Origin of the sequence: Paenibacillus ilasis (genome assembly GCF_043195395.1) — a bacterium.
In the GTDB taxonomy this organism is placed as follows: Bacteria; Bacillota; Bacilli; order Paenibacillales; family Paenibacillaceae; genus Paenibacillus_AQ; species Paenibacillus_AQ lautus.
This window is the reverse complement of record NZ_JBHDJG010000001.1, coordinates 135,168-154,440: the sequence shown is the minus strand read 5'-3', so window position 1 is coordinate 154,440 and position 19,273 is coordinate 135,168. Positions and strand designations below refer to the sequence as shown.

17 protein-coding genes are annotated in these 19,273 nt (G+C 52.2%); 4 read left to right on the top strand and 13 right to left on the bottom strand.

What is annotated here, in order from left to right; translation table 11 throughout:
• The first annotated feature begins 143 nt into the window (after nucleotides 1–143).
• Together ACETK5_RS00905 and ACETK5_RS00900 are read left to right on the top strand one after the other, a co-directional pair.
• Nucleotides 144–1,097: a D-2-hydroxyacid dehydrogenase gene (locus tag ACETK5_RS00905; RefSeq protein WP_326114177.1), complete on the top strand. Its 954-nt coding sequence runs from the start codon at nucleotides 144–146 to the stop codon at nucleotides 1,095–1,097.
• Between the two features lie 172 nt (nucleotides 1,098–1,269).
• Nucleotides 1,270–1,581 (top strand): MGMT family protein, encoded by a 312-nt coding sequence (locus ACETK5_RS00900; protein WP_071222479.1) that lies wholly within the window; start codon nucleotides 1,270–1,272, stop codon nucleotides 1,579–1,581.
• Nucleotides 1,582–1,594: 13 nt separating this feature from the next.
• Here ACETK5_RS00900 and ACETK5_RS00895 read toward each other — a convergent pair whose 3' ends face one another.
• The 3 genes from ACETK5_RS00895 to ACETK5_RS00885 are packed head-to-tail and all read right to left on the bottom strand — an operon-like array spanning nucleotide 1,595 to nucleotide 4,995.
• On the bottom strand, nucleotides 1,595–2,575 hold the full coding sequence (locus tag ACETK5_RS00895) for a TRM11 family SAM-dependent methyltransferase (protein ID WP_394054129.1): 981 nt from the start codon (nucleotides 2,573–2,575) through the stop codon (nucleotides 1,595–1,597).
• Between the two features lie 39 nt (nucleotides 2,576–2,614).
• Nucleotides 2,615–3,556 (bottom strand): MsnO8 family LLM class oxidoreductase, encoded by a 942-nt coding sequence (locus tag ACETK5_RS00890; RefSeq protein ID WP_394054128.1) that lies wholly within the window; start codon nucleotides 3,554–3,556, stop codon nucleotides 2,615–2,617.
• A 23-nt stretch (nucleotides 3,557–3,579) separates the two neighbouring features.
• Nucleotides 3,580–4,995 carry a deoxyguanosinetriphosphate triphosphohydrolase family protein gene (locus ACETK5_RS00885; protein WP_394054127.1) on the bottom strand — a complete coding sequence of 472 codons (1,416 nt, stop codon included), beginning with the start codon at nucleotides 4,993–4,995 and terminating at the stop codon, nucleotides 3,580–3,582.
• A gap of 424 nt (nucleotides 4,996–5,419) precedes the next feature.
• Here ACETK5_RS00885 and ACETK5_RS00880 point away from each other — a divergent pair, with 424 nt between their 5' ends.
• On the top strand, nucleotides 5,420–6,739 hold the full coding sequence (locus ACETK5_RS00880; RefSeq protein WP_100539151.1) for a polysaccharide lyase family 7 protein: 1,320 nt from the start codon (nucleotides 5,420–5,422) through the stop codon (nucleotides 6,737–6,739).
• A gap of 98 nt (nucleotides 6,740–6,837) precedes the next feature.
• The gene (locus tag ACETK5_RS00875) at nucleotides 6,838–11,802 is read left to right on the top strand and encodes a CBM96 family carbohydrate-binding protein (RefSeq protein ID WP_394054126.1); all 4,965 of its coding nucleotides are present in this window, start codon (nucleotides 6,838–6,840) and stop codon (nucleotides 11,800–11,802) included.
• A 308-nt stretch (nucleotides 11,803–12,110) separates the two neighbouring features.
• Here ACETK5_RS00875 and ACETK5_RS00870 read toward each other — a convergent pair whose 3' ends face one another.
• The 10 genes from ACETK5_RS00870 to ACETK5_RS00825 are packed head-to-tail and all read right to left on the bottom strand — an operon-like array spanning nucleotide 12,111 to nucleotide 19,270.
• Nucleotides 12,111–12,896 (bottom strand): glycoside hydrolase family 73 protein, encoded by a 786-nt coding sequence (locus ACETK5_RS00870; protein WP_326114169.1) that lies wholly within the window; start codon nucleotides 12,894–12,896, stop codon nucleotides 12,111–12,113.
• Nucleotides 12,883–13,335, bottom strand: a complete 453-nt coding sequence (locus ACETK5_RS00865; protein ID WP_394054125.1) for a phage holin family protein — start codon at nucleotides 13,333–13,335, stop codon at nucleotides 12,883–12,885. The genes ACETK5_RS00870 and ACETK5_RS00865 overlap by 14 nt, the downstream gene beginning before the upstream one ends.
• Before the next feature lie 13 nt (nucleotides 13,336–13,348).
• Nucleotides 13,349–13,600 carry a hypothetical protein gene (locus ACETK5_RS00860; protein WP_394054124.1) on the bottom strand — a complete coding sequence of 84 codons (252 nt, stop codon included), beginning with the start codon at nucleotides 13,598–13,600 and terminating at the stop codon, nucleotides 13,349–13,351.
• Nucleotides 13,601–13,622: 22 nt separating this feature from the next.
• A complete protein-coding gene (locus tag ACETK5_RS00855; protein WP_394054123.1) occupies nucleotides 13,623–13,793 on the bottom strand; it encodes an XkdX family protein in 171 nt (56 codons plus the stop codon).
• Complete coding sequence (locus tag ACETK5_RS00850; RefSeq protein WP_394054122.1) at nucleotides 13,780–14,361, bottom strand: hypothetical protein; 582 nt, start codon at nucleotides 14,359–14,361, stop codon at nucleotides 13,780–13,782. The genes ACETK5_RS00855 and ACETK5_RS00850 overlap by 14 nt, the downstream gene beginning before the upstream one ends.
• An 11-nt stretch (nucleotides 14,362–14,372) precedes the next feature.
• Nucleotides 14,373–16,970 carry a hypothetical protein gene (locus ACETK5_RS00845; RefSeq protein ID WP_394054121.1) on the bottom strand — a complete coding sequence of 866 codons (2,598 nt, stop codon included), beginning with the start codon at nucleotides 16,968–16,970 and terminating at the stop codon, nucleotides 14,373–14,375.
• Nucleotides 16,971–17,516 carry a YmfQ family protein gene (locus ACETK5_RS00840; RefSeq protein WP_100539159.1) on the bottom strand — a complete coding sequence of 182 codons (546 nt, stop codon included), beginning with the start codon at nucleotides 17,514–17,516 and terminating at the stop codon, nucleotides 16,971–16,973.
• The gene (locus tag ACETK5_RS00835) at nucleotides 17,513–18,571 is read right to left on the bottom strand and encodes a baseplate J/gp47 family protein (protein WP_394054120.1); all 1,059 of its coding nucleotides are present in this window, start codon (nucleotides 18,569–18,571) and stop codon (nucleotides 17,513–17,515) included. Before ACETK5_RS00835 ends, ACETK5_RS00840 begins: the two co-directional genes overlap by 4 nt.
• Nucleotides 18,564–18,977 carry a DUF2634 domain-containing protein gene (locus ACETK5_RS00830; protein ID WP_394054119.1) on the bottom strand — a complete coding sequence of 138 codons (414 nt, stop codon included), beginning with the start codon at nucleotides 18,975–18,977 and terminating at the stop codon, nucleotides 18,564–18,566. Before ACETK5_RS00830 ends, ACETK5_RS00835 begins: the two co-directional genes overlap by 8 nt.
• A complete protein-coding gene (locus ACETK5_RS00825; protein ID WP_394057300.1) occupies nucleotides 18,974–19,270 on the bottom strand; it encodes a DUF2577 domain-containing protein in 297 nt (98 codons plus the stop codon). Before ACETK5_RS00825 ends, ACETK5_RS00830 begins: the two co-directional genes overlap by 4 nt.
• Between the last annotated feature and the right edge of the window lie 3 nt (nucleotides 19,271–19,273).

Genomic DNA, 19,273 nt, shown 5'->3' with positions numbered 1-19,273 from the left:
CATAAAACGGACAATAATTCATGTACAATTTTTCCAATCCGGACAGTTCGTCCATGCGCAACGTTATGATTTCTGATAATATGTTCCCAAAGAGTTTAACGCTTTTATTCTGGTTTATATCACATTCCTTAGGAGGTAGCACCATGCCGAAAATCATTGCCATACACGACTTAACCACGGAACAACAGCAAAAAATCAAGGATATCGCCCCGGACTATGAGCTGTTGGTTACCAAAGCGAAAGAGCTTACGCCAAGCATCGTTCGGGATGCCGAAATTATGATCGGCTGGTCACGCTCCATCCAGGAAGATATATTGTCTGCGGACAGTAAACTGAAATGGATTCAGGCATGGTCGGCCGGTGTGGATAAAATGCCGCTCAAAGAGCTCGAAGAAAAGGGCATTCAGCTTACCAATGCCAGCGGCGTACATAGCGTTCCGATCACGGAGCATATTTTTGCGATGATGCTGGCCTTCAACCGCAACGTTCATCTCGCCATTCGACAGCAATCGAACAACCAATGGGACACGTCCGGCACGTTCACGGAATTGGCAGGCAAAACCATCGTCATCGTTGGCGTCGGCCAGATCGGCAGTCATACAGCGCGCGTGGCCCAGGCGTTCGGCATGCGGACCGTCGGGGTCCGCCATTCCGGCAAATCCGATCCTTACGTGGAAGTGATGTATAAGGTCGATCAGCTCGATGAAGCGCTGGCTGAAGGCGATTATATCGTGAACATCCTCCCGCTAACCGATGATACCCGTGGACTGTTCAATAAAGCAAGATTCTCGGCGATGAAGGACTCCGCCTTTTTCGTTAACGTAGGCCGGGGTCAAACCGTAGTAACCGAAGACATGATTCAGGCACTTCAATCCGGGTCATTGGCGGGTGCGGGACTGGATGTGTTCGAGGAAGAGCCGCTTCCGTCAGACCATCCGCTGTGGACCATGGACAACGTCATCATGACCCCTCATATGGCGGGTGATACGGATCGCTACGGCGAGCGTGCCGTGGATATTTTCCTGGAAAATTTACAGAGCTATGTAAGCGGTAAGCCGCTGTCCCGAAATGTGATAGACTATAGCAAGTCGTACTAAGACCAGGTAACAAGTTCTTAAGTACAGCTTTAATCCTGCTCTCAAAAGGAACCAGGGATCTTGCAACAAAGACCACAAGATCCATCCAACAAAAGGAACGTCCCGAGGTTTTCATGCCTCCGGGACGCCCTTCTTTTTTTACTACTTTTATACGCAATGGGAGAGAGAATCGATGCAGCCGTATACGGAACGTGTAATTGAAGTGATCCGGAGCATTCCGGAAGGATATGTCATGACGTATGGACAAGTGGCCAGACTGGCCGGCAGCCCAAGGGGCGCACGACAAGTCGTCAGAATACTTCACACCCTCAGTCACATTCACAAGCTGCCGTGGCATCGGGTCGTCAACGCAAAAGGAGAAATCGCCATCAAGGATGATGAGTCCAGACTCATGCAGGAGCTGTACCTTCAGGACGAAGGCGTTGCCGTCAATCCCAAAGGCATCATTGATTTAGAGAAATATCGTTATGATCCTGGGGAATAGATCATATACCCCATTATTCGCACAGCCAAATCTCCCTCACAAAACTCCCCTTCCGGGTCGTGCAATGACGCAGGATCTTCCAGCCCGAACTCAGCAGCAACTCGCGTAATGGCTCTGTGCTGACGATGACAGCTCGATCTGACAACCGGCGTAAGCTTTGGAGCATCTGCAATTTCTCTTCCTCCGGGAAAACGGAACACAGATTATACGGCAGATCCAGGATAGCCGCATCATAATGACCTTGCATTGTATTCATATCCTGAATGGCAACTTTGTTGTCATCATAACCGTAGTGCCTCAGATTCACCCTCGCTCCCCGAATGGCAAGCGGATTGATGTCACGGCCCTCGGCCGTGATTCCCATCGACAACGCCTCAATCAATACATTTCCCATGCCGCAGCAGGGATCCAGGAGCGCGACCCCGCCTAACCGAGGAACAGCCAGGTTGACCAGTGCCCTCGCGATGCGCGAGCTGAGACCTGTGGAGTAATTTTGCGGCTTCTGTTTATGATTCAGCCATGCACGTTCAGGTTCAAGAAGTATTCCCAATCTCCACATGCCGCCTGTGGACACCATACCGAGCGTGACATCCGGAGCTTTCATCTGTGCAGTTCCTGTTATTTGGCAGCCTACCATCCGTTCATACCCGCGTGATTGTTCATAACCGAACCGATCTCCCGCCTTGAGGCAGACAACTTTGAAGGTCGCATGGTTAAGGTCAATCCGGCCTGCTTGCTCGGCCATTCGTTCGATGGATTCCCCAGTCATTCTGACATCGATGCAGGCCGATAAGAACGGGCTCCGATCCGGATCAACCCATAACTCGCTTACCAGCCAATCCTCACCGTCAGGCTCATGACCGAACAGCTCCGTCAGCTCCATCAAGCACAGCTCCCGCTCCGTTTCATGACAGGCATAAGTATACAGATAAGAGGACTTGCCACTCATGGAAGACGGACCAAAGGTCATGTCATCGTCGTTTGAATTCATCATTTATTTCGTCTCTCTTCTATTATATATGTGCAGCAGTCACTACTGCTCCATTAACAGCCGATAGGATTCCAGCCGCGCATTATAATCGCTCACCGGCGTGACGATCAAGAACTCGTTACACCGATACTGTTCTGCCATATGCTGCAGTCTGTTTCGTACACTTGCAGACGTGCCGATGATAAGCCGCCGGGATGGGTCTGACGAATCGGAATCAGACGGGTTTGTGGGCATCGTGTGCTGCCCTGGTCGGGGAATTTGTGCTGCAAGCTTCTTTGCCTGTTCCTCCGTCTCCGCGCAAACCACGCTTACCGCCACCATCGCGCACGGTTCTTGCAAATGAGCGCTTGGCTGAAAAGCTTCCCTGTAAGATTGGAGAACTTCCGCCCCGTCCGTATCGCTCATAAACTGTCCGAATACATAGCCCGTCCCGAATTCGGCCGCATACCCCGCACTCTTCGTGTTCGTGCCGAGCATCCACATCACGGGCGGAGTTACGGGCACCGGTTTCGCTGCTACCAGCACGTCTTCATAGCGATACCGATCCTCTAGCAGCTCGGTCAAAGCCCGAATCCGCTGCGGCAAATCCGCCACATGACCCAGGAAATTTCCGCTAAGCGCCATGCTCGTATGGGCTGAACCTCCCGGTGCCCGCCCGATCCCGAGATCGATGCGTCCGGGATACAGCGATGCCAGCATACGGAAATTCTCCGCCACCTTCAGCGGGCTGTAGTGCGGCAGCAGCACGGCCCCGGAGCCGAGCCGGATGCGCGTTGTCCTGGCGCCGATATGAGCCAGCAAAATCTCGGGCGATGCACAGGACAGATGCTCCAGATCATGGTGCTCCGCAGCCCAGTAGCGCCCGTAGCCCCATGCTTCCACTTTTAGGGCAAGTGTCACGGCTTGCTGCAAGGCTTCTTCGAACGAGCTCTCTCCAAAACGCGGAACCAGATCAAGCACGCTTAGTTTCAATTGGCTACTCATGCCATCCCCCTTGTTCGCTCTTACTAATCCAAATCATAGATCGAACCTACCTTGAGTCCATATAACTCGTTATAGATTTTCTCGGCAAAAGCGTCCGTCATCCCTGCGATATAATCAATCACCATATGCTCCCACGTCCAGATCGGCTGAGCCCGCTTCTGATCTGCCTCATAACGCTGCAGCCAGTCGGACGGAATGATCGCCGTGGAGGCGACAGGATCCAGAAAAGCATCCCACAAGCGCTTGATGATCCATTCGCTGCGTTTTTGCAGGCGCTGAACCCGCAGGTCGCGAATCATGGTCACCCAAGCGAAACTCTTCAGGACGCTGACCGTACGCAGCATATCCTCATCTTCCACACCGTCTTTGACAAACGTCACCTTTTTCCAATCCCCGTTCGTAATTACGCCCAAGCTGCCTACAAACAGGCTGACCCAGTAGGCTTTGACCTCCCGCCGGGTACGGGAATAGTCATTCTCGCAGGTCGGCATTTTCTCGTTCCAGATTTTCAGAAACTCGTCCAGCACCGTATCCACCTTCGGATGAATCTGCTCCTTGGTCCATCCCTTCCATACCTCGTCTTCCAGCGTCATGATCTTCTCCACGATCAGTTTGTTCAGGTGACTGTCCCGCAAAAAGTGTTCGTGCACCTCGATCTTCCCGGCTTTGATGCCATCCTCCAGATCATGCGCGGAATAGGCGATGTCATCGCAAAGATCCATCAGCTGCGCTTCGAGCGTTCGGTGCGTGCCGGGAATTTGCCACTCCTTCCGAATATGGGAGATGTATTCCCATTCATGCCGGTACATCCCCTTGGGGTTATCCAACCCGGAGAACGGATATTTATTGATGCCAAGCAGCACCGCATCCGACAGATTGAGTCCGTTGACGTTCTCTCTTTTCTCCAAAAACATGATCAGCCGAAAATTGTGCGCATTCCCTTCAAAATGCTCATATTTACGCCGCATCGCCTGCTGCACCTCGGCTGCCTGCTCCGGTGTCGGCGTACCCGGCTGACGCGTCAGCTCCTTCTCGGTTCTCCGGTCAATGTGCTTCTGCAGAATGCCCTGCAGCACTTCTTCGCCCTTATGGCCGAACGGAGGATGACCAAAATCATGGGCGATCGCCGCGCACTCCACCACCTCGGGATCAATCATCAGCCCGGCGTTGTCCGCCTGCTCCGGCATCACTTCGGAATAATTGCGGGTCAGGCTCCGTGCCGCTTCGCGCGCAATCTGCGCCACCTCAAGCGAATGCGTTAAGCGCGTCCGGTAGTAATCGCCGGTGCCAGCACCGAATACCTGTGATTTTCCTTGCAGCCTGCGGAACGTCGGCGAATGAATCAGGCGCGAATAATCCCGTTCGTATACCGCGCGTGAAGCATCGGACTTCGTTTGCTCCGGATATTGGCGATGCTCTCTAAGCTCCTTCAGTGTCATTTATCCCACTCCTGTTTTTATCTATTTATGGTCGATTCGGAATCGTTCGTTCTTATGATTATATGCCATACGGGATCCGAAAGAAAAATGTTATTCCAAGGTAAGCCATTCACTCTTTGTATACCCGTATTGTCACGTCGGCTATCCGCTAAGCACGATATTCCCGTCAGGGTGATGGATGGGGCAAATCATTAACAAGATGATTGCATCTCCACTGCGCTATCTCGCACCCTCAGGGAGCAGAGGCCTCAATAATTCCTCCATTATGCAAAAACGCCAAGCGCTTATAGGATTAACACAAGACCTGTGCGCGCATTCTTGCTACGTTGTTAGGTAAGCGCTGTCATTCCTGTCTTAAAGCGCACCACGGAAAGGAGGGAAATGATATCCATAAGGGTTGCACCATTATACGGGAGGGATTGCTGTGAAACGAAGGCATGCTTTTTCGAAAAGAATAACGTTCTGCCTGATCAGTGCAGCCATGCTGTTAGCTCCAATGTTTGAAGGACACGGATTTGCCGCTGGAGAGAGCAAGTACTCGGCTTCCGCATCGGCCAGCAGCTATGACACCCGCTGCGCTTGCGATGCATCGAAAGCGGTGGACGGCAGTCTCAGCACACGCTGGTCCGGCGAAGGCGACGGCACTTGGCTGAGGCTGGATCTAGGGTCCGCCAAACCGGTTGCACTGGTCAAGATCGCGTTTTACAACGGAGATACGCGTACATTCACCTTCGATATTCAAACCTCAACCGATGGCTCCAACTGGCTTCAAGCACGAAACGCTGTCCATAGCGTTCAAAACAACCAGCTGCAATCCTTCACCATCCCCGCCGTGGAAGCCCGATATGTACGCATTGTGGGCTACGGCAACACCTCCAACCAATGGAATAGTTATACGGAGGTTGAGCTATGGGGAGGCACTGCGGATGGAGGAGGCGGGGACCTTGACCCTGCCAAGCCTCCTTCGGGCAATTTTGACCTAAGCAAGTGGAAAATCACCCTGCCTGACGCGTCCGAGGTCCAGGCCGGAGCACTCGCCAGCGGGTATGTGCATCCGGATTGGTTCTTTACCGATCCCGTCACCGGCGGCATGGTGTTCACATCGCCTAATATCGGTGAGACCACCACGAACAGCACTTACACCCGCTCCGAGCTTCGGGAAATGCTGAATCCGTCGACGAACAGCGCCTCCTCATGGGCCAACAACTGGGTAACCTCTACCTCCTCCCCATCCATAAAATCTCAGGCCGGCGGCGTGGATGGAACGATGAAGGCTACCTTACGCGTGGATCGTGTATCCGTCAGCGGGAACGAAGCCGATAAAATCGGCCGCGTCGTGGTCGGGCAAATCCATGGCCCAAGCACCGAACCGATACGGCTCTATTACCACAAGCGTCCTTCGGACAGCAAAGGTGCCGTTTATTTTGGAACCGATGATCTGGACAACAACAACACCTGGGTGAACATTCTCGGCGGACCAAGCCAGCTTAATCCTGCAAACGGCATCGCCCTCGGCCAGAAATGGAGCTATGAAATCAAAGTGACCGGGCTTCTCATGACGGTGAAAGTAACCCCAGAGGGCGGATCGGCCAGCACCGTGACGCATACCCTCCCTAGCGGTTATAACGATAAGTATCTGTACTTCAAAGCAGGCGTCTATAACCAAAACAAATCCGATACCACCCCGGATCAATCCGACCATGTGAAAGCTACTTTCTTCTCTCTAACGCACCTGCATCCTTAACATCCACTTGTCAATCCCATGCCCGGGGCAGTCACGCGCCTGCTTCCGGGTTTTCTTACACACGCTTTAACTACAAATTAAAAGCGAGGGATGGAACGTTGAAGAAGACATTGAACCGAATCTCATGCCTGATCCTCTGCCTGCTGATCACCATAAGCGTTATGGCATCCCCGGGGCAGCTTCGTGCCGTATCCGCACAATCGGTTTCAGAATTCGATCTTGCGGATGAATCTGTTGCCTCGGATTCCGAGCCCCTACCGGAACCAGAAGGACCGGATATTCTGTTCTTCTCCGATAACTTTGATTCAGAGCGCTACGGTACCACGGGCGGCGTCGTTATTCCGCTGCCTTGGGTTCAGACCGGTGATGGAGGCAGCAAAGCCAAAACCTCCGTATCCGGCAGCGCTCCTTCTACGCCGAACCTTATGAAGATCGACGTGACCGATTCCGTCTATTTGCCCGTCAATACGACGGGTTACGGCAACATTAAGCTGAGTTATTATACAAGAGCCTCATCCTATGTCAGCGGCAGCATTGTGGCCGAGTGGTCGGGCGACGGCGGCGCGACCTGGAACATGCTGGAGGATTTCAAGCTGACCCCGGGAACGCCCGAAGCACCGCGCAGCGAATCCAACACGCTGAAAACCTGGACGCTGCCGCCGGAAGCAAGCAGCAATCCGAACGTACGAATCCAGTTCCGGGTAGGTGATCCGATGAACGCCAACATGTACATCGATAGCGTCTCGCTGTCCGGTCAGGCCATACCGGGCATTCCGCCTGCGGTCGATCCTGTGCCTGAACCCCCGCCGACCGAAACCGGTCCATACCCTGCGCCGGAAGGCGTAACCCTCTATGAGGACGTTTTGATCGGCAAAGCCGGGGATCGCGATCTCTATACGTCCATTGCCGTTCCGAGCACCCCGCCAGCCGAGCCTATGCCGGTCATGATCTACATTCATGGCGGGGGCTGGAATAAAGGCGACCGCAAAAACGCTCTCGGCAGCATCTGCAACTATGTCCTTAAACGCGGGTATATCGGCGTTTCCTTAAGCTACCGGCTAACCCCCGAAGCGCCTTACCCGGCCCAGATTCAAGACGTGAAGCTGGCCATCCGTTATTTGCGCGCCCATGCCGAGCAATACCACATCGATCCGAGCCGGATCGGCGTTTGGGGCACTTCGGCGGGAGGGCATCTCGCTTCCCTGCTTGGAACGACAGGAGACCTGACCATGGAGGATACGGTCACGCTGGGTACCGAGGATACGGTGCAGCTTCCCGATATCGAAGGAACCGGAGGCTGGCCGGAATACTCCACCAAGGTGCAGGCGGTGGTGGACTGGTACGGACCGGCAGACTTCACGACCGACTTTGCCGACCGGTACAGTTCGGTCACGAAGCTGCTCGGCGGGCATAACGCCCTGTCCGTCCCGATTGAGGCACGGCTTGCCATGCCGGGGACGTATGCCACTCCCGATGATCCGCCGTTCTGGATTCGGCATGGAGACGCGGACGCCACCATCCCTTATACCGACAGCGTCACCTTCGCCAATCAATTGACGGCCGCCGGTGTTCCTGTAGTCGATTTCGCAATCGTTCCCGGCCAGGGCCATGGCTTTACCGGGGAAGCCAAAACAACCGCGGATGCGGAAGCTTGGGCCTTCATGGAGCAGCATGTGAAGAATCTGGAGGTCACCACGCCGATCCTCTACAAAGACGGCTACACGCCTCCTGATCCGACGGACCCGACCGACCCCACCGACCCAACCGATCCTTCCACGGGCATTCCCGTTGAGGTTGGCCGTTTGGTGCCCTCGGACGATGCCCTGATCGACAGCTCCAAACCCGACACCAATATCAATTCAGCTACCGGCACAAGCATTGGCCTTTTTAGCGTATCGTCCGGTACAACCAACAAAAAATATGCCTATTTCAAATTCGATGCTTCCACCCTGAGCGATCCTGATTACCGCTACGAATTCCAGGTCGCCGCGAAAAAAGGCACCAGCAATACGGAGCTTGAGCTCTCCCTCTACGTTATCGAGGATACAGCCTGGAGCGAAAGCGATCTGACCTGGAACAATGCGCCCGTGAACAGCCTCGATTCGGCCGCTTATGTGGGATCGTTTACCGTAAAGGCCGAGAATGGCGGCCGACCGGAGGTGTACAGCGTCGATGTGACGGACTATGTCCGCAGTCATCTAGCAGATGGCAGCGTATCGTTTCTCCTTGCGGATGCAGCCCATACCGGTGTCAGCGTCAATATCTATACCAAGGAAGCCAACGGCTCCAGTAATCCAAGACCTGCGCTGGTCGTTAGCGAATTGGTGGATTCCAGTCAGGATACGACGCCACCGTCCTGGACGGACGGAAGCCGCCTGTCCATTCGCAGCATTGGCGAAGATTATGTGCATTTGGCATGGCCTGCGGCGGAGGACAACAAGATCGTCGCGAAGTATAACGTTTATCAAAACGATGTCAAAGTCATGGAACTGGGCTCCGACGTCACCCGCTATGAAATAGAAGGACTGTCTCCGCACACGGAGTACAGCTATAAGGTCGAGGCCGTGGATGCCGCCGGAAACGTCAGTCCGGTTCCGCTGACGCTGTCGGTTACGACGCTTAGCGCTCCCTTAGCGCCTTGGCCTGTGACCTCGGTCACGGCAAGCGGCAGCGACGGCAACATCGAGGATAATACCTTGGACCAAAATCTGTACACCCGCTGGTCTGCCGCCGGCGACGGTCCGTGGATCATGTATGATCTCGGCGAGGCCCGAGAAATCGGTTATCTGGGCGTTGCCTTTTACAAAGGGGACGTTCGCGCGACGGAGATCGATATCGAAACCTCCGATGACGGAGTAACCTGGACTCCCCTGTTCAACGGTTCGAGCAGCGGAACCACCACCGCGATGCAGCCATTTAACGTTCCGGACACGAGCGCACGTTACGTGAGGCTGATCGGGCGCGGAAATTCGGACGGCAGTGCCTACACGAGTCTGACGGAAGTCCATATCTATCCTCCTTTTGTTAACGGGGATACGCCTGTGGCTATTATTCCGGATTTTGTGCCGCAGCCTCCGGAAGGAACCGTTCCTTTTACCGCTCCCGGCATGAAGAATGCGGACGGCAGCGACCATCCGGTGCATCAGGCTTTTGCTGCTACCGGAAGGACACTGAACGTTGTCGATTACGGAGCAGATCCTGCAGACAACGACTCGGACGATCGACCGGCGATTCAACGAGCGATGGATGAAGCGGTCCCGGGCGACGAAGTGTTTTTCCCGAATGGCGTATACAACTTAAACAGTGCGCCCGATGGACTGACCAATCTAATGCTGAAATCGGAGGTCAATTTACGGGGGGAGAGCCAGAAGGGTGCGATCCTGAAGACCTCGCTGAACAAGGTCCGGAATAGCTCGATGTTGAAATCCGCGAAGCAGCATAACCTGACCATCTCCAATCTGACGCTGACCTCCGCATGGGAAGGTCAATATTCGACCGATCACAGGATCAACAACCCGGATGCCGGCGGTCCGGACATGATGATCATTGCCGCCAATTATGGCGAGGCGCCTTCATACAACATCACGATCGACAGCGTGACGATCGAGAAATTCAGCCGCATGGGCGTCCGCATCGAGAACAGCCATGATATCGTCGTCCGCAATACCACGTTCCGAAATGCCACGGACCTTGGGCCGGGCGGTGCCGGGTACGGCGTATCCATTCAGGGCGTACCGAAGGTCGACCGCAACGGTTTTGCCAATGATACAAGATGGAATCTGGTCGAGGACTCTTCCTTCGAGGGGCCATATCTTCGTCACGGCGCACTCATACAATATGTGGCCCATAACAACGTGATCCGGCATAATGAATTCCACCAAGTCCGGCTGGATGCGATTGATCTGCATGGGGAGCTGGAGTATTTTAACGAGATCCACGATAACCTGATCACCGACATGCCGTATGGCGGCGGCATCGGCATCGGCAATACCGGAGGAACGGCCCCGACCAACCACAGCAAATCCGGTCCGCAAAACTATATCCACGACAACACGATCCGCAATGCGCGGGAAGGCATCGTTGTATCGATGGGCTCACCGGATACCATCATTGAGAATAACCGAATCGAGAACACCGTCGACATTCCGGACGCCGCCGGCATCCATATTTTGAACGGACCGGGCACGATCATCAAGGGCAACACGATCCGCCAGAACACCGCCGAGCATTATTGGGGCATTCTCCTCGAGCATGACAACGGGGACACCAACGCGGACGGCATTGGAGCCGGAGACCCGGAGAACGTGCAGATTCTGAACAACACCATTACCGGGAATAGCAACGGGATTCAGCTCAAGGCAGGCCAGAATATCAAACTAAGCGGCAATACGCTGGACAATATCGGCGAGAACTTTAAGGCATCCCCCGGCGTCACGTATACCGATCTCACCGTGGGCCTGGAGTACAGCACGACGGCCCCGACAAATGGAGACGTAGTTGCAGCCTTGGTAGCGGAGAGTTCAATTACCGTTACGAATAACGGCGGCTCTCCCACTTACAGGTTTACGGAGAACGGTTCATTTACCTTCGAATATGTGGATGAGGACGGCAACGAAGGCACCATAACGGCCACCGTATCGAACATCGATAAAATTGCTCCGGTGCTGAAGGTTACACTCTCGCCTTCCGTGCTAAAGGCGCCGAACCACAAAATGGTCGATATTCACGCTGACCTCGAATCTAGCGATGAAGGCTCTGGCGTTGCATCCATTGTGTTGACCTCCATCACCATGGAACGTGCAGAGGGCAAGGGGCATAGCGGAGAATTTCAGGAACTTTTGAACGGGAAAGATAAGGACACGGGTAACAGCGAAAGTAAAGACAATCGAGGCGATCGGGGACCGGATATTCAGGATGCCGAATTCGGTACCCATGATACCCATTTCCGGCTGCGTGCGGAAAAATCGGCACGCGGTCAAAGCCGGATCTACACGGTAATCTATACCGTTACGGACCATGCGGGGAATCAAGCGCAGGCAGTGGGGACGGTGAGGGTGAAGTGAGGTAATTTACGTAGTGAATTATTATTAATGTGAATGCATGGACAGGGATTTATCGAACAATTCGACCGGCATGAAATGCGCCGAGAAAAAAAGACGACTCGGACACACAATAACAGCACATTTTGGAAATGAATAACCGAGCATAAAGATGCTGGTGGAGCACCAACGGATATATATCTACCCATACAACAAAAGCTGCCCATACCGTCCTATTACGGTTGGGCAGCTTTATTGTTCAACATAACTCAAAAAACGCTTCATTATATAGATGAAACTTGCGAAAGCATCTGCCATTGATAATGTTTGGATCACTTGCTCGGTCTATCGAAAATTCCCAGACGATGCAGCACGGTCATGATTCGATAAAAATCAAAACTGCCCTCAGGATCATGCAATACTTCTGCCTGCTGTGCAGCTTGTACTGCCGGTTCTGCCCAAGCTGGAACTTTAGCCGGTTTCTCCGTCTCTACAACCTTGAGCCTTTTGTTCATCTGCTTCATGTCATTGCTCTGCTCGGCTAGCAGTTTCATCGCAGAAGCATATTGCTTACTAAGCTGCTGCATCTGCTCTTGTGTTTTTTGCAGCTCGGCCGTTAATTGTTCGATTTTCATGCGTTCCTCCTCCTCTGGATTAGGCACATCATATTGATAGAGCGAGTTCTGCTCCATAATGGAAATGAGCTTTTTCGGATAATTGGGATCTGTGGCATAGCCCCCTCTCCAAATCTCGGTCGCCGCCGTTTTATAATCCGCCCACAATACGCCATGGTAGCGCTGTGGCTTGTCGCGCGTGCCATTCAGGACCAGCCTAGTATGATCGGCAACCGATTCACTCCAGCTGTTATACTTGCGAAACTGGGCATGGGTCGTATAGGGCGTCTGCCCCCGGTATTCGGTTGTCTGCATGGTGACGTTTCCCGCCGGACCGGTTCCTTTGATGCCAAACAGATTGTTTGCTTTTTGCGTTAGACCGCTCATTCCCCAATTGGATTCCAGGATCGCCTGAGCAAGCGTAAGCGAGGCAGGTACCCCGTACTGACGCATGTCCTGAGTAGCAATAGGTGCCAGCTTGGCTATAAATTCAGAGGGCTTCATCCTTTTTCTCCTCCTTTTGGGCGGTTGGCTTTTCCCCTTCTTCGGATTTAATCTGGAAAACCTGTACCACATTACGCAGGGACTGAGGGATCGGTACCCCCATTCTACCGACGTTCTCAATAATAGACAGCAGCTCATTCGCGAGATAGAAGAAGATCACCGTATTCTGAAAATAATTCATCTCCCCCAGCACCCGATCCACCAGATGCATCAGGGCAATGATGAGAAAAATGGTCATTTTGCGTGCAATACCAGTATATCCAATTCGGCTGCGCAGCTCGCCGTTCATCCAGGCCGCGCCCCATCCGGTCAACCAATCGATCATCACGAACCACAACAACAGATGCAGCGGCAGCGACCATCCGCCCCATACGTACCCTGTCACGGCCCCCGTCCCCGCCACCAGCATCTTAAACAGCTGACCGATCTGCTCATACATAATACTTCCTCCTTTATAATGGTTTTGAAGGTGTGAAAAAGCCCTCGGGGAGCCGAGGGCTTGGGTTAAAGTTATTCATAGGTGCTTTAAGCGAGAGATAAACCTTTTTAGCATGTACATCACTTCGTCTGCGGATCATTCTTCCGATCGCTGTTGCCCCCGGATTTTCCTGAAAACTAATGGATAGGGTTAAAATCCGTGGACAAAGGCGACCGCTCCGCTTCTCCAGCATGATTCCGCCTTCTCCATTGAAGCTTTTTCTCATGTGAGGCCATTCAAAGCAGCGTTTAGTATGCCTCGCCAGTGATGACTTCATATTCTTCCGAAGTGATCACGCCAAATGCAACATATTGTCTCAATTGAGAATTTTGCGCCCACTTCTTTTCATAGTAGTACTTCAAACGCTCAAAATCGTTCTCGAACATCGTCCTCCGCTCCTTTCGATCAGCTATTTTCAAGTGATAACAACCGTAATTCAAGCCCCACAATTTGAGCACCCTGTGCCTCGTTCTGCTGACGCAGCTCCAAGGCCTCCAATTCCCGCGTTACCATCTCGCTACCTAAGCGATCCATTTCATTAGGCTCTACTGGTTGAGGTCTGGTTAACTCCTCGATTTCTTCTGGGGTTAGACCTTCGATCCATAGTATCGGCTGAGGCGGAGACACCAGAACTGGCATGTCGCCGCGCTGCTCTTCCGGGAATGCCTGCCACTTAGATAAGGCTTGTTGGAATGAATCTTGTGCTGCGCTTACGGCAGACTCATATGCCTTCCAGGCTCCTAAATCAAAGCGCGGGCGGAACAAGCCCGGAGTTACTGGAATGCCGATGATGTAGCCGGAGATGTTGGATTCTGATTCGTTGGGTGCCTCACCATCTGCCTTCGTAACGCCTTCTGTTGTGGTTAGAACATCTGGTGGTCCTTGTTCCATGTTGGAATAAAAAGGGACGACACCGGAAAAGGTATCGTCCACAAGCGTGTCCTCTAAATAGAGGCCGTCTATATTTACTTTAGGTACGGCTTTCATGTGATACCTCCTTATTGTTCGGCTAGGAAGGAAATTCCATCGAGATTGATATCGGTGTTTCCACCAGCTTCTATGTTAACATAGCCTCCTGGATTTATAGCAATATACCTGGAGTTAGATGTTGCATCATTGACTGTGGGGTACATTGTTTTCAAAGGTCTAAATCCCACCGGTAAAATAAAAACTGAATGTTCCGTAGTAAATCCGACTGCCCCATTTGAGATTCGACCAAAAATATAAACTATTCCATTTTGCTTTTTATATCTAATAGGGAGTTCTAAATTAGGGCATGACCAACCATTTAATAATGTAGGTGTAATCCATCCTGGTTGATCCTTGTCCACCTTCTTGTTCATCAACACGGATACAACGGTCGCACTCTGCTGCACGGCATCGGTCACTTCTTGGAGCATGGCCTTTTCGCTGACAGCGTACGATCCAATGAATGGTACAATAGGCGACTTGTCGAGCATATGGTAAGTAGCGGAATAGGCGACGGTTTGGTCAAAGTCTGACGGTAAAAATCGGATATGCTTTTTGCCGTTTGCGTTAGCATCATTTTCGATCTTTGCTGAATTATCAATCCTACCGTCACAGTAAACCTGGACTATGCTAGAAACCCTATTTTTCAATAGACCGCCGCGCAATGCAATATTGTTAGCGTAGTAGTTCCCGTTAGGCGAATATAGTAAAGGATTCACCCGTTCGCGTAGCACAAGCCCCGTTCCTACCTCAATCTGGTTATCGCCCTCATTAAAAGTCAGCATACCTTCGGATACGATAGGCTCGACCGTTGGCATTGCGAGCTGGTAAACAAGTTGGTATGACGATATTGTTTTATCGTTAACAGAGGGGGAAACCTCGTTTACTGGTACTGACTTTCGTAAATGTTCCCAAGTGCTATTCCAGTGCGCAGGAGGTACGTATCCTATCGGTGTCCATGTTTTTTGAGCCGCACCTGTTGAGTCGTTGTAGGGTCCGGCGCTTAAATCACGCATTACCCAACCCATAAAATACGCTTTAATCTCGTCGGCTGTTGGCAAGTAGTTATCGCCCCACCCACTTTCAGAGTTAAAGATTGATGTATATACCAGTTTATTAACTGCATCATAATCTATCTGATCGGGTAAAGTTCCCACACCTAAGGAACCGGGTATGTGCCTAACATCCCTTCCATCAAATTTAGTCATATGAAAAGTATTATCTTTATTTTGTTTTGGTCCATTAGTTATAGCGAAATTAATCCATTTAAACCCTGTCTTAGACGATTGAAAAGTGTATAATTGTGCACCATCTAACGTAATGTTCTTCCATTTCGCCAACTTGAAATATTGTCCGTCCTTTTCGAACACTTCGTCAGCATTCGTGCCTGTCAGTGGATCGGCGTGTAAGTCGGTTTGCAGCGCAAGTATGGAATCTTCACGCAGTTTGAATGGTTTAGGCGTGGAGCCGAGTGTAATCATAGGATTTCTCAGCCTAGCGGGATTACCAGATACGGACGCTCTTACTAAATAGTTAAGTGACGTATTATTACCGCTATTAAAGGTGAATGATGTCTCGGAATTCCACTTCTTCGGAGGGTCAGGAACGTTAAGATCCAATGGGTATACAGCATGATCAATATTAGAAGCTACATCCGCACTTAATGTGTAAGTTGTTTTAGGAGTAACACTAAATTGAACATAAGAGTACCCAGCAACGGCATCTGCCCCTGTTGGGTTGTACCATTCATATTGCGAAATTGCGAAAGAGGTAGTGTTTGTAAATTGCGCACTCATGAGGGATGGCAACAAATTTTCCCCGTACCGAATCACGAACGGATTTCGTACAGGCTGAACGCTATCGACGTATGGATACTCGGCAGCGACTTGTTCAGGTCTCATATCGTCTAGTGCAGCGTATTCGGCCTCGCTAATCTCGTATAGTCGAATTGCATCAGCATACCCATATTGACCTTGAGCGCCATAAACTAAAACGGCAATAGTATCATCACTACTGAAATAAGCTGGTTGAATTTTTACCGCTACTGTTGAAAACTTTGTATTATCCGTTACTTCCATAAATGGAGCTGATCCGCCAATACCTACATTCTGTTTTTGTAATACGATTCTAGTTGCATTGCCGTTCTTAAGATCTGCTAGTAAAACATAGTGCTTGGTTTTATCGATATTGTTGATCCTACGAAAGATGTTACCAGCGTTACCACTGCTCGCTGTAGTGGTGATTTTGAATCCATTGACTCCAGTTGTTTTATTCACATTATCTAGAGCATGAGTGCTCCGGCTGTCACTCCACGGGCTGACATCCTCACATCCCCCATCCCGCCCCAACAAATTCACCAAAGTACGCCCCTTAATCCCACTCAACTTAAAAGGCGCGCTTCGCTCCGCATTCACGATCTGAAGCCCTGGCTGCAGTACGACTTCCCTACGCTCTTCCGTATCCAAACGCTTTTCCAGAGCTTCGATGGACTCGCTGGTTTCACCCGCGAACCGATCTACAGCATCCGCGTTCTGATCAACATACTTCTCCAGATCGAAATACGTCGTGGACGGCGAGGTTCGATCAATTTTGTTCAATCCGATATTCGGCGTAACCGGATTCGTCATTTAGGCTCCTCCTCCCAACAATCTGTCTTGTGTTGTTGCTGATATTTCCTCAAACGTCATGCCCTCCACCTCGGCTATGGTGAGGTAACGCAGAGCGTAATCGACCGCCATATGTGCTGGCTTGATCTCCTCAATGGCTGATTTCAAATCACTTAAATTCGGCGGGATGCCCAGCGTATCTCTAAAATGAATCGTCACTTTATACTCCGCTGGCTGGACGGATACCTCGATGCTGCCCCGCTCATAGGCTTGTGCCACATTTTTGAGCATGCTAGCAGACACCTTGCCGCTCCCCCGCATCTTCGAAATGATGACCGAACGACGTTGCTCGATCGGCTTGGCGTGGTTCACCGGAATGTTCAAGTCCTGCTCGAACCGGGATAGCGCCCACGTAGCGGTTTCGGGATAATACTGGTCCAACTGATCCTCCAGTTCCTGCGCCAGCTTGTCCAACTCAGCCCCTTCAGCTCCGGCAATGGCTTTCATTTCTCGAACATCGTGATAAAAGGACGGCAGGTAACCCAGCCAGGCTTCGGCTTTACTCATCGGACCGTCACCGTCCCCAGGACAGCTACCGCCTCCGGTTCGATCGGAATGCTGTCCGTTCCTCCGTTCACGGTCAATATCTCGTAGTCGATGACAGCCGGAATATCCAAAATCACGTTGGCGATCCGGTTATACCGGACCAACGGGTCGGACATGGCGAGGTCTTTCAGATACTGGCGAACACCCAGCTCAATCGCTTCCTGCACACCATCCAAGCCGGCCCCATTAAGCAGCGTAACCTGCACTTCGATATGGACAGGCACTTCAGCCGCCCCTACAACGGTGACCACCGAACCGACGGGAGCTGCCCCTTCGCCCATACCATCCATGGTCGGATCGATATGCTGCTGCACTGATTCCACAACGGAAGGCGTAGGCGATCGCATCTCGTTATCCAGCAGCACCACCTTGACGGTGCCCGGACCATCCCATAACGGAAAAGCTTTGGCCTTGCCAACCCCGGCTTTCTCCCTCGCCCACAGCTCGTACTGATTCCGGTTTGCACTGGTCACGGGACGGGAGATTTTTTCGCGGTATCGGTCATACAACGCTTCGTCCGACTCGGTATCTTCGCCAGGTACCCAGAGCTCCATCAGCTCCGCCTTTACCAAGCCTTCGACGTATTCCAGCGGAAGCAGCGAGCCGAATCGGCGGTTGCCTTCCTTCCCGCTCGTCTCGCATTCCAGCACGTACTGCCCTGCACCCAGCCGGGTCATGACTTTGTAATTCAGAGGATCCAATGAAAAACGGCTCCCTATAGCCACATCCACCGGGGCGCCGTTACTGCCCGAAAATTGCCCCAGCAGCTGTGCTTTTGTAGCCTGCTTTCGGGTCAGACCCGACCAGGCAATGCTCCGATCCAAAAATTCGCCCGAGGCCGTCGCGGCAAATTTCAGGTTCATGGAGTACCCCAATTCCACGTACATCTGGGCAAGCTCAGCCGCAGAAGGTGCCAACGCATCGTAGATGATGCTGCCCTCCCTTTTATCCATACCCTCCGGGATTCGATCCATCATCCGTTCCAGAATGGCTTCGTACGTCTGTTCCTCAACCATCCTCTCTCACCTCCTTGGTCATATTGAAAGCCCCATACACGCTTCGGACCGTAAATTCCGCCACCGCCTGCTCGCCCGTAAAGGTAATATTTATATCATCCACCGACAACACGCGGTCATCTTGCAGCAGCGCTTCCTTGATATGCCGCTCGATTTCAGCATAGACCCACAGCGGGTCACGGCCAATGACGGAGTCCAGCTCCTGCCCATAGTTGCTGCTGTAGATCAGATGCTCAAAACGACGAGTCTGAAGGATTTTGACGACAGCCTGTTTAACGGCCTCAAGACCGTCAATATGACCGGATATCATCCCTCTCTCTAAGTTCAAGTCAAACGTCAGACTAGGCTGCTCCAAGGTTTCCACGATCTCGCTACCCGGTTGCAGCGTTCCTCCTTGCGGGATCATGACGGCTTCACCAACCGATCCAGCACGAGATACGTTTGCCCGCCCTGGTAACGAATGAGCAGCACCGTGTCTCCCGTTTCCAGCCCTTTTCGAATCACATACTCCGCGCCGCCAATCTTCAGCTTATACTCGGTCATCGACTCTCCGATAACTAAAAAATCCTCCGTCAGGCTGAAACGCTGATCCACGTTCACCTCGAGAGGATGTGTTGATGTGACTGTGCCGTACAGCACCGCCATCGGGTTTGTGCTTCCCACGGCGCTGAGACTGGCTTTTTTGATAATATCCAGCATCAC

Excerpts from the sequence above, each read along its gene's own strand:
- ACETK5_RS00835 (WP_394054120.1), bottom strand. The coding sequence starts at position 18,571 with ATGGTTGAGGAACAGACGTACGAAGCCATTCTGGAACGGATGATGGAT.
- ACETK5_RS00825 (WP_394057300.1), bottom strand. The coding sequence starts at position 19,270 with ATGCTGGATATTATCAAAAAAGCCAGTCTCAGCGCCGTGGGAAGCACA.
- ACETK5_RS00890 (WP_394054128.1), bottom strand. The coding sequence starts at position 3,556 with ATGAGTAGCCAATTGAAACTAAGCGTGCTTGATCTGGTTCCGCGTTTT.
- ACETK5_RS00900 (WP_071222479.1), top strand. The coding sequence starts at position 1,270 with ATGCAGCCGTATACGGAACGTGTAATTGAAGTGATCCGGAGCATTCCG.
- ACETK5_RS00860 (WP_394054124.1), bottom strand. The coding sequence starts at position 13,600 with ATGAGAAAAAGCTTCAATGGAGAAGGCGGAATCATGCTGGAGAAGCGG.
- ACETK5_RS00885 (WP_394054127.1), bottom strand. The coding sequence starts at position 4,995 with ATGACACTGAAGGAGCTTAGAGAGCATCGCCAATATCCGGAGCAAACG.
- ACETK5_RS00905 (WP_326114177.1), top strand. The coding sequence starts at position 144 with ATGCCGAAAATCATTGCCATACACGACTTAACCACGGAACAACAGCAA.
- ACETK5_RS00845 (WP_394054121.1), bottom strand. The coding sequence starts at position 16,970 with ATGACGAATCCGGTTACGCCGAATATCGGATTGAACAAAATTGATCGA.
- ACETK5_RS00840 (WP_100539159.1), bottom strand. The coding sequence starts at position 17,516 with ATGAGTAAAGCCGAAGCCTGGCTGGGTTACCTGCCGTCCTTTTATCAC.
- ACETK5_RS00865 (WP_394054125.1), bottom strand. The coding sequence starts at position 13,335 with ATGTATGAGCAGATCGGTCAGCTGTTTAAGATGCTGGTGGCGGGGACG.
- ACETK5_RS00895 (WP_394054129.1), bottom strand. The coding sequence starts at position 2,575 with ATGATGAATTCAAACGACGATGACATGACCTTTGGTCCGTCTTCCATG.
- ACETK5_RS00870 (WP_326114169.1), bottom strand. The coding sequence starts at position 12,896 with ATGAAGCCCTCTGAATTTATAGCCAAGCTGGCACCTATTGCTACTCAG.
- ACETK5_RS00830 (WP_394054119.1), bottom strand. The coding sequence starts at position 18,977 with ATGATCCCGCAAGGAGGAACGCTGCAACCGGGTAGCGAGATCGTGGAA.
- ACETK5_RS00850 (WP_394054122.1), bottom strand. The coding sequence starts at position 14,361 with ATGAAAGCCGTACCTAAAGTAAATATAGACGGCCTCTATTTAGAGGAC.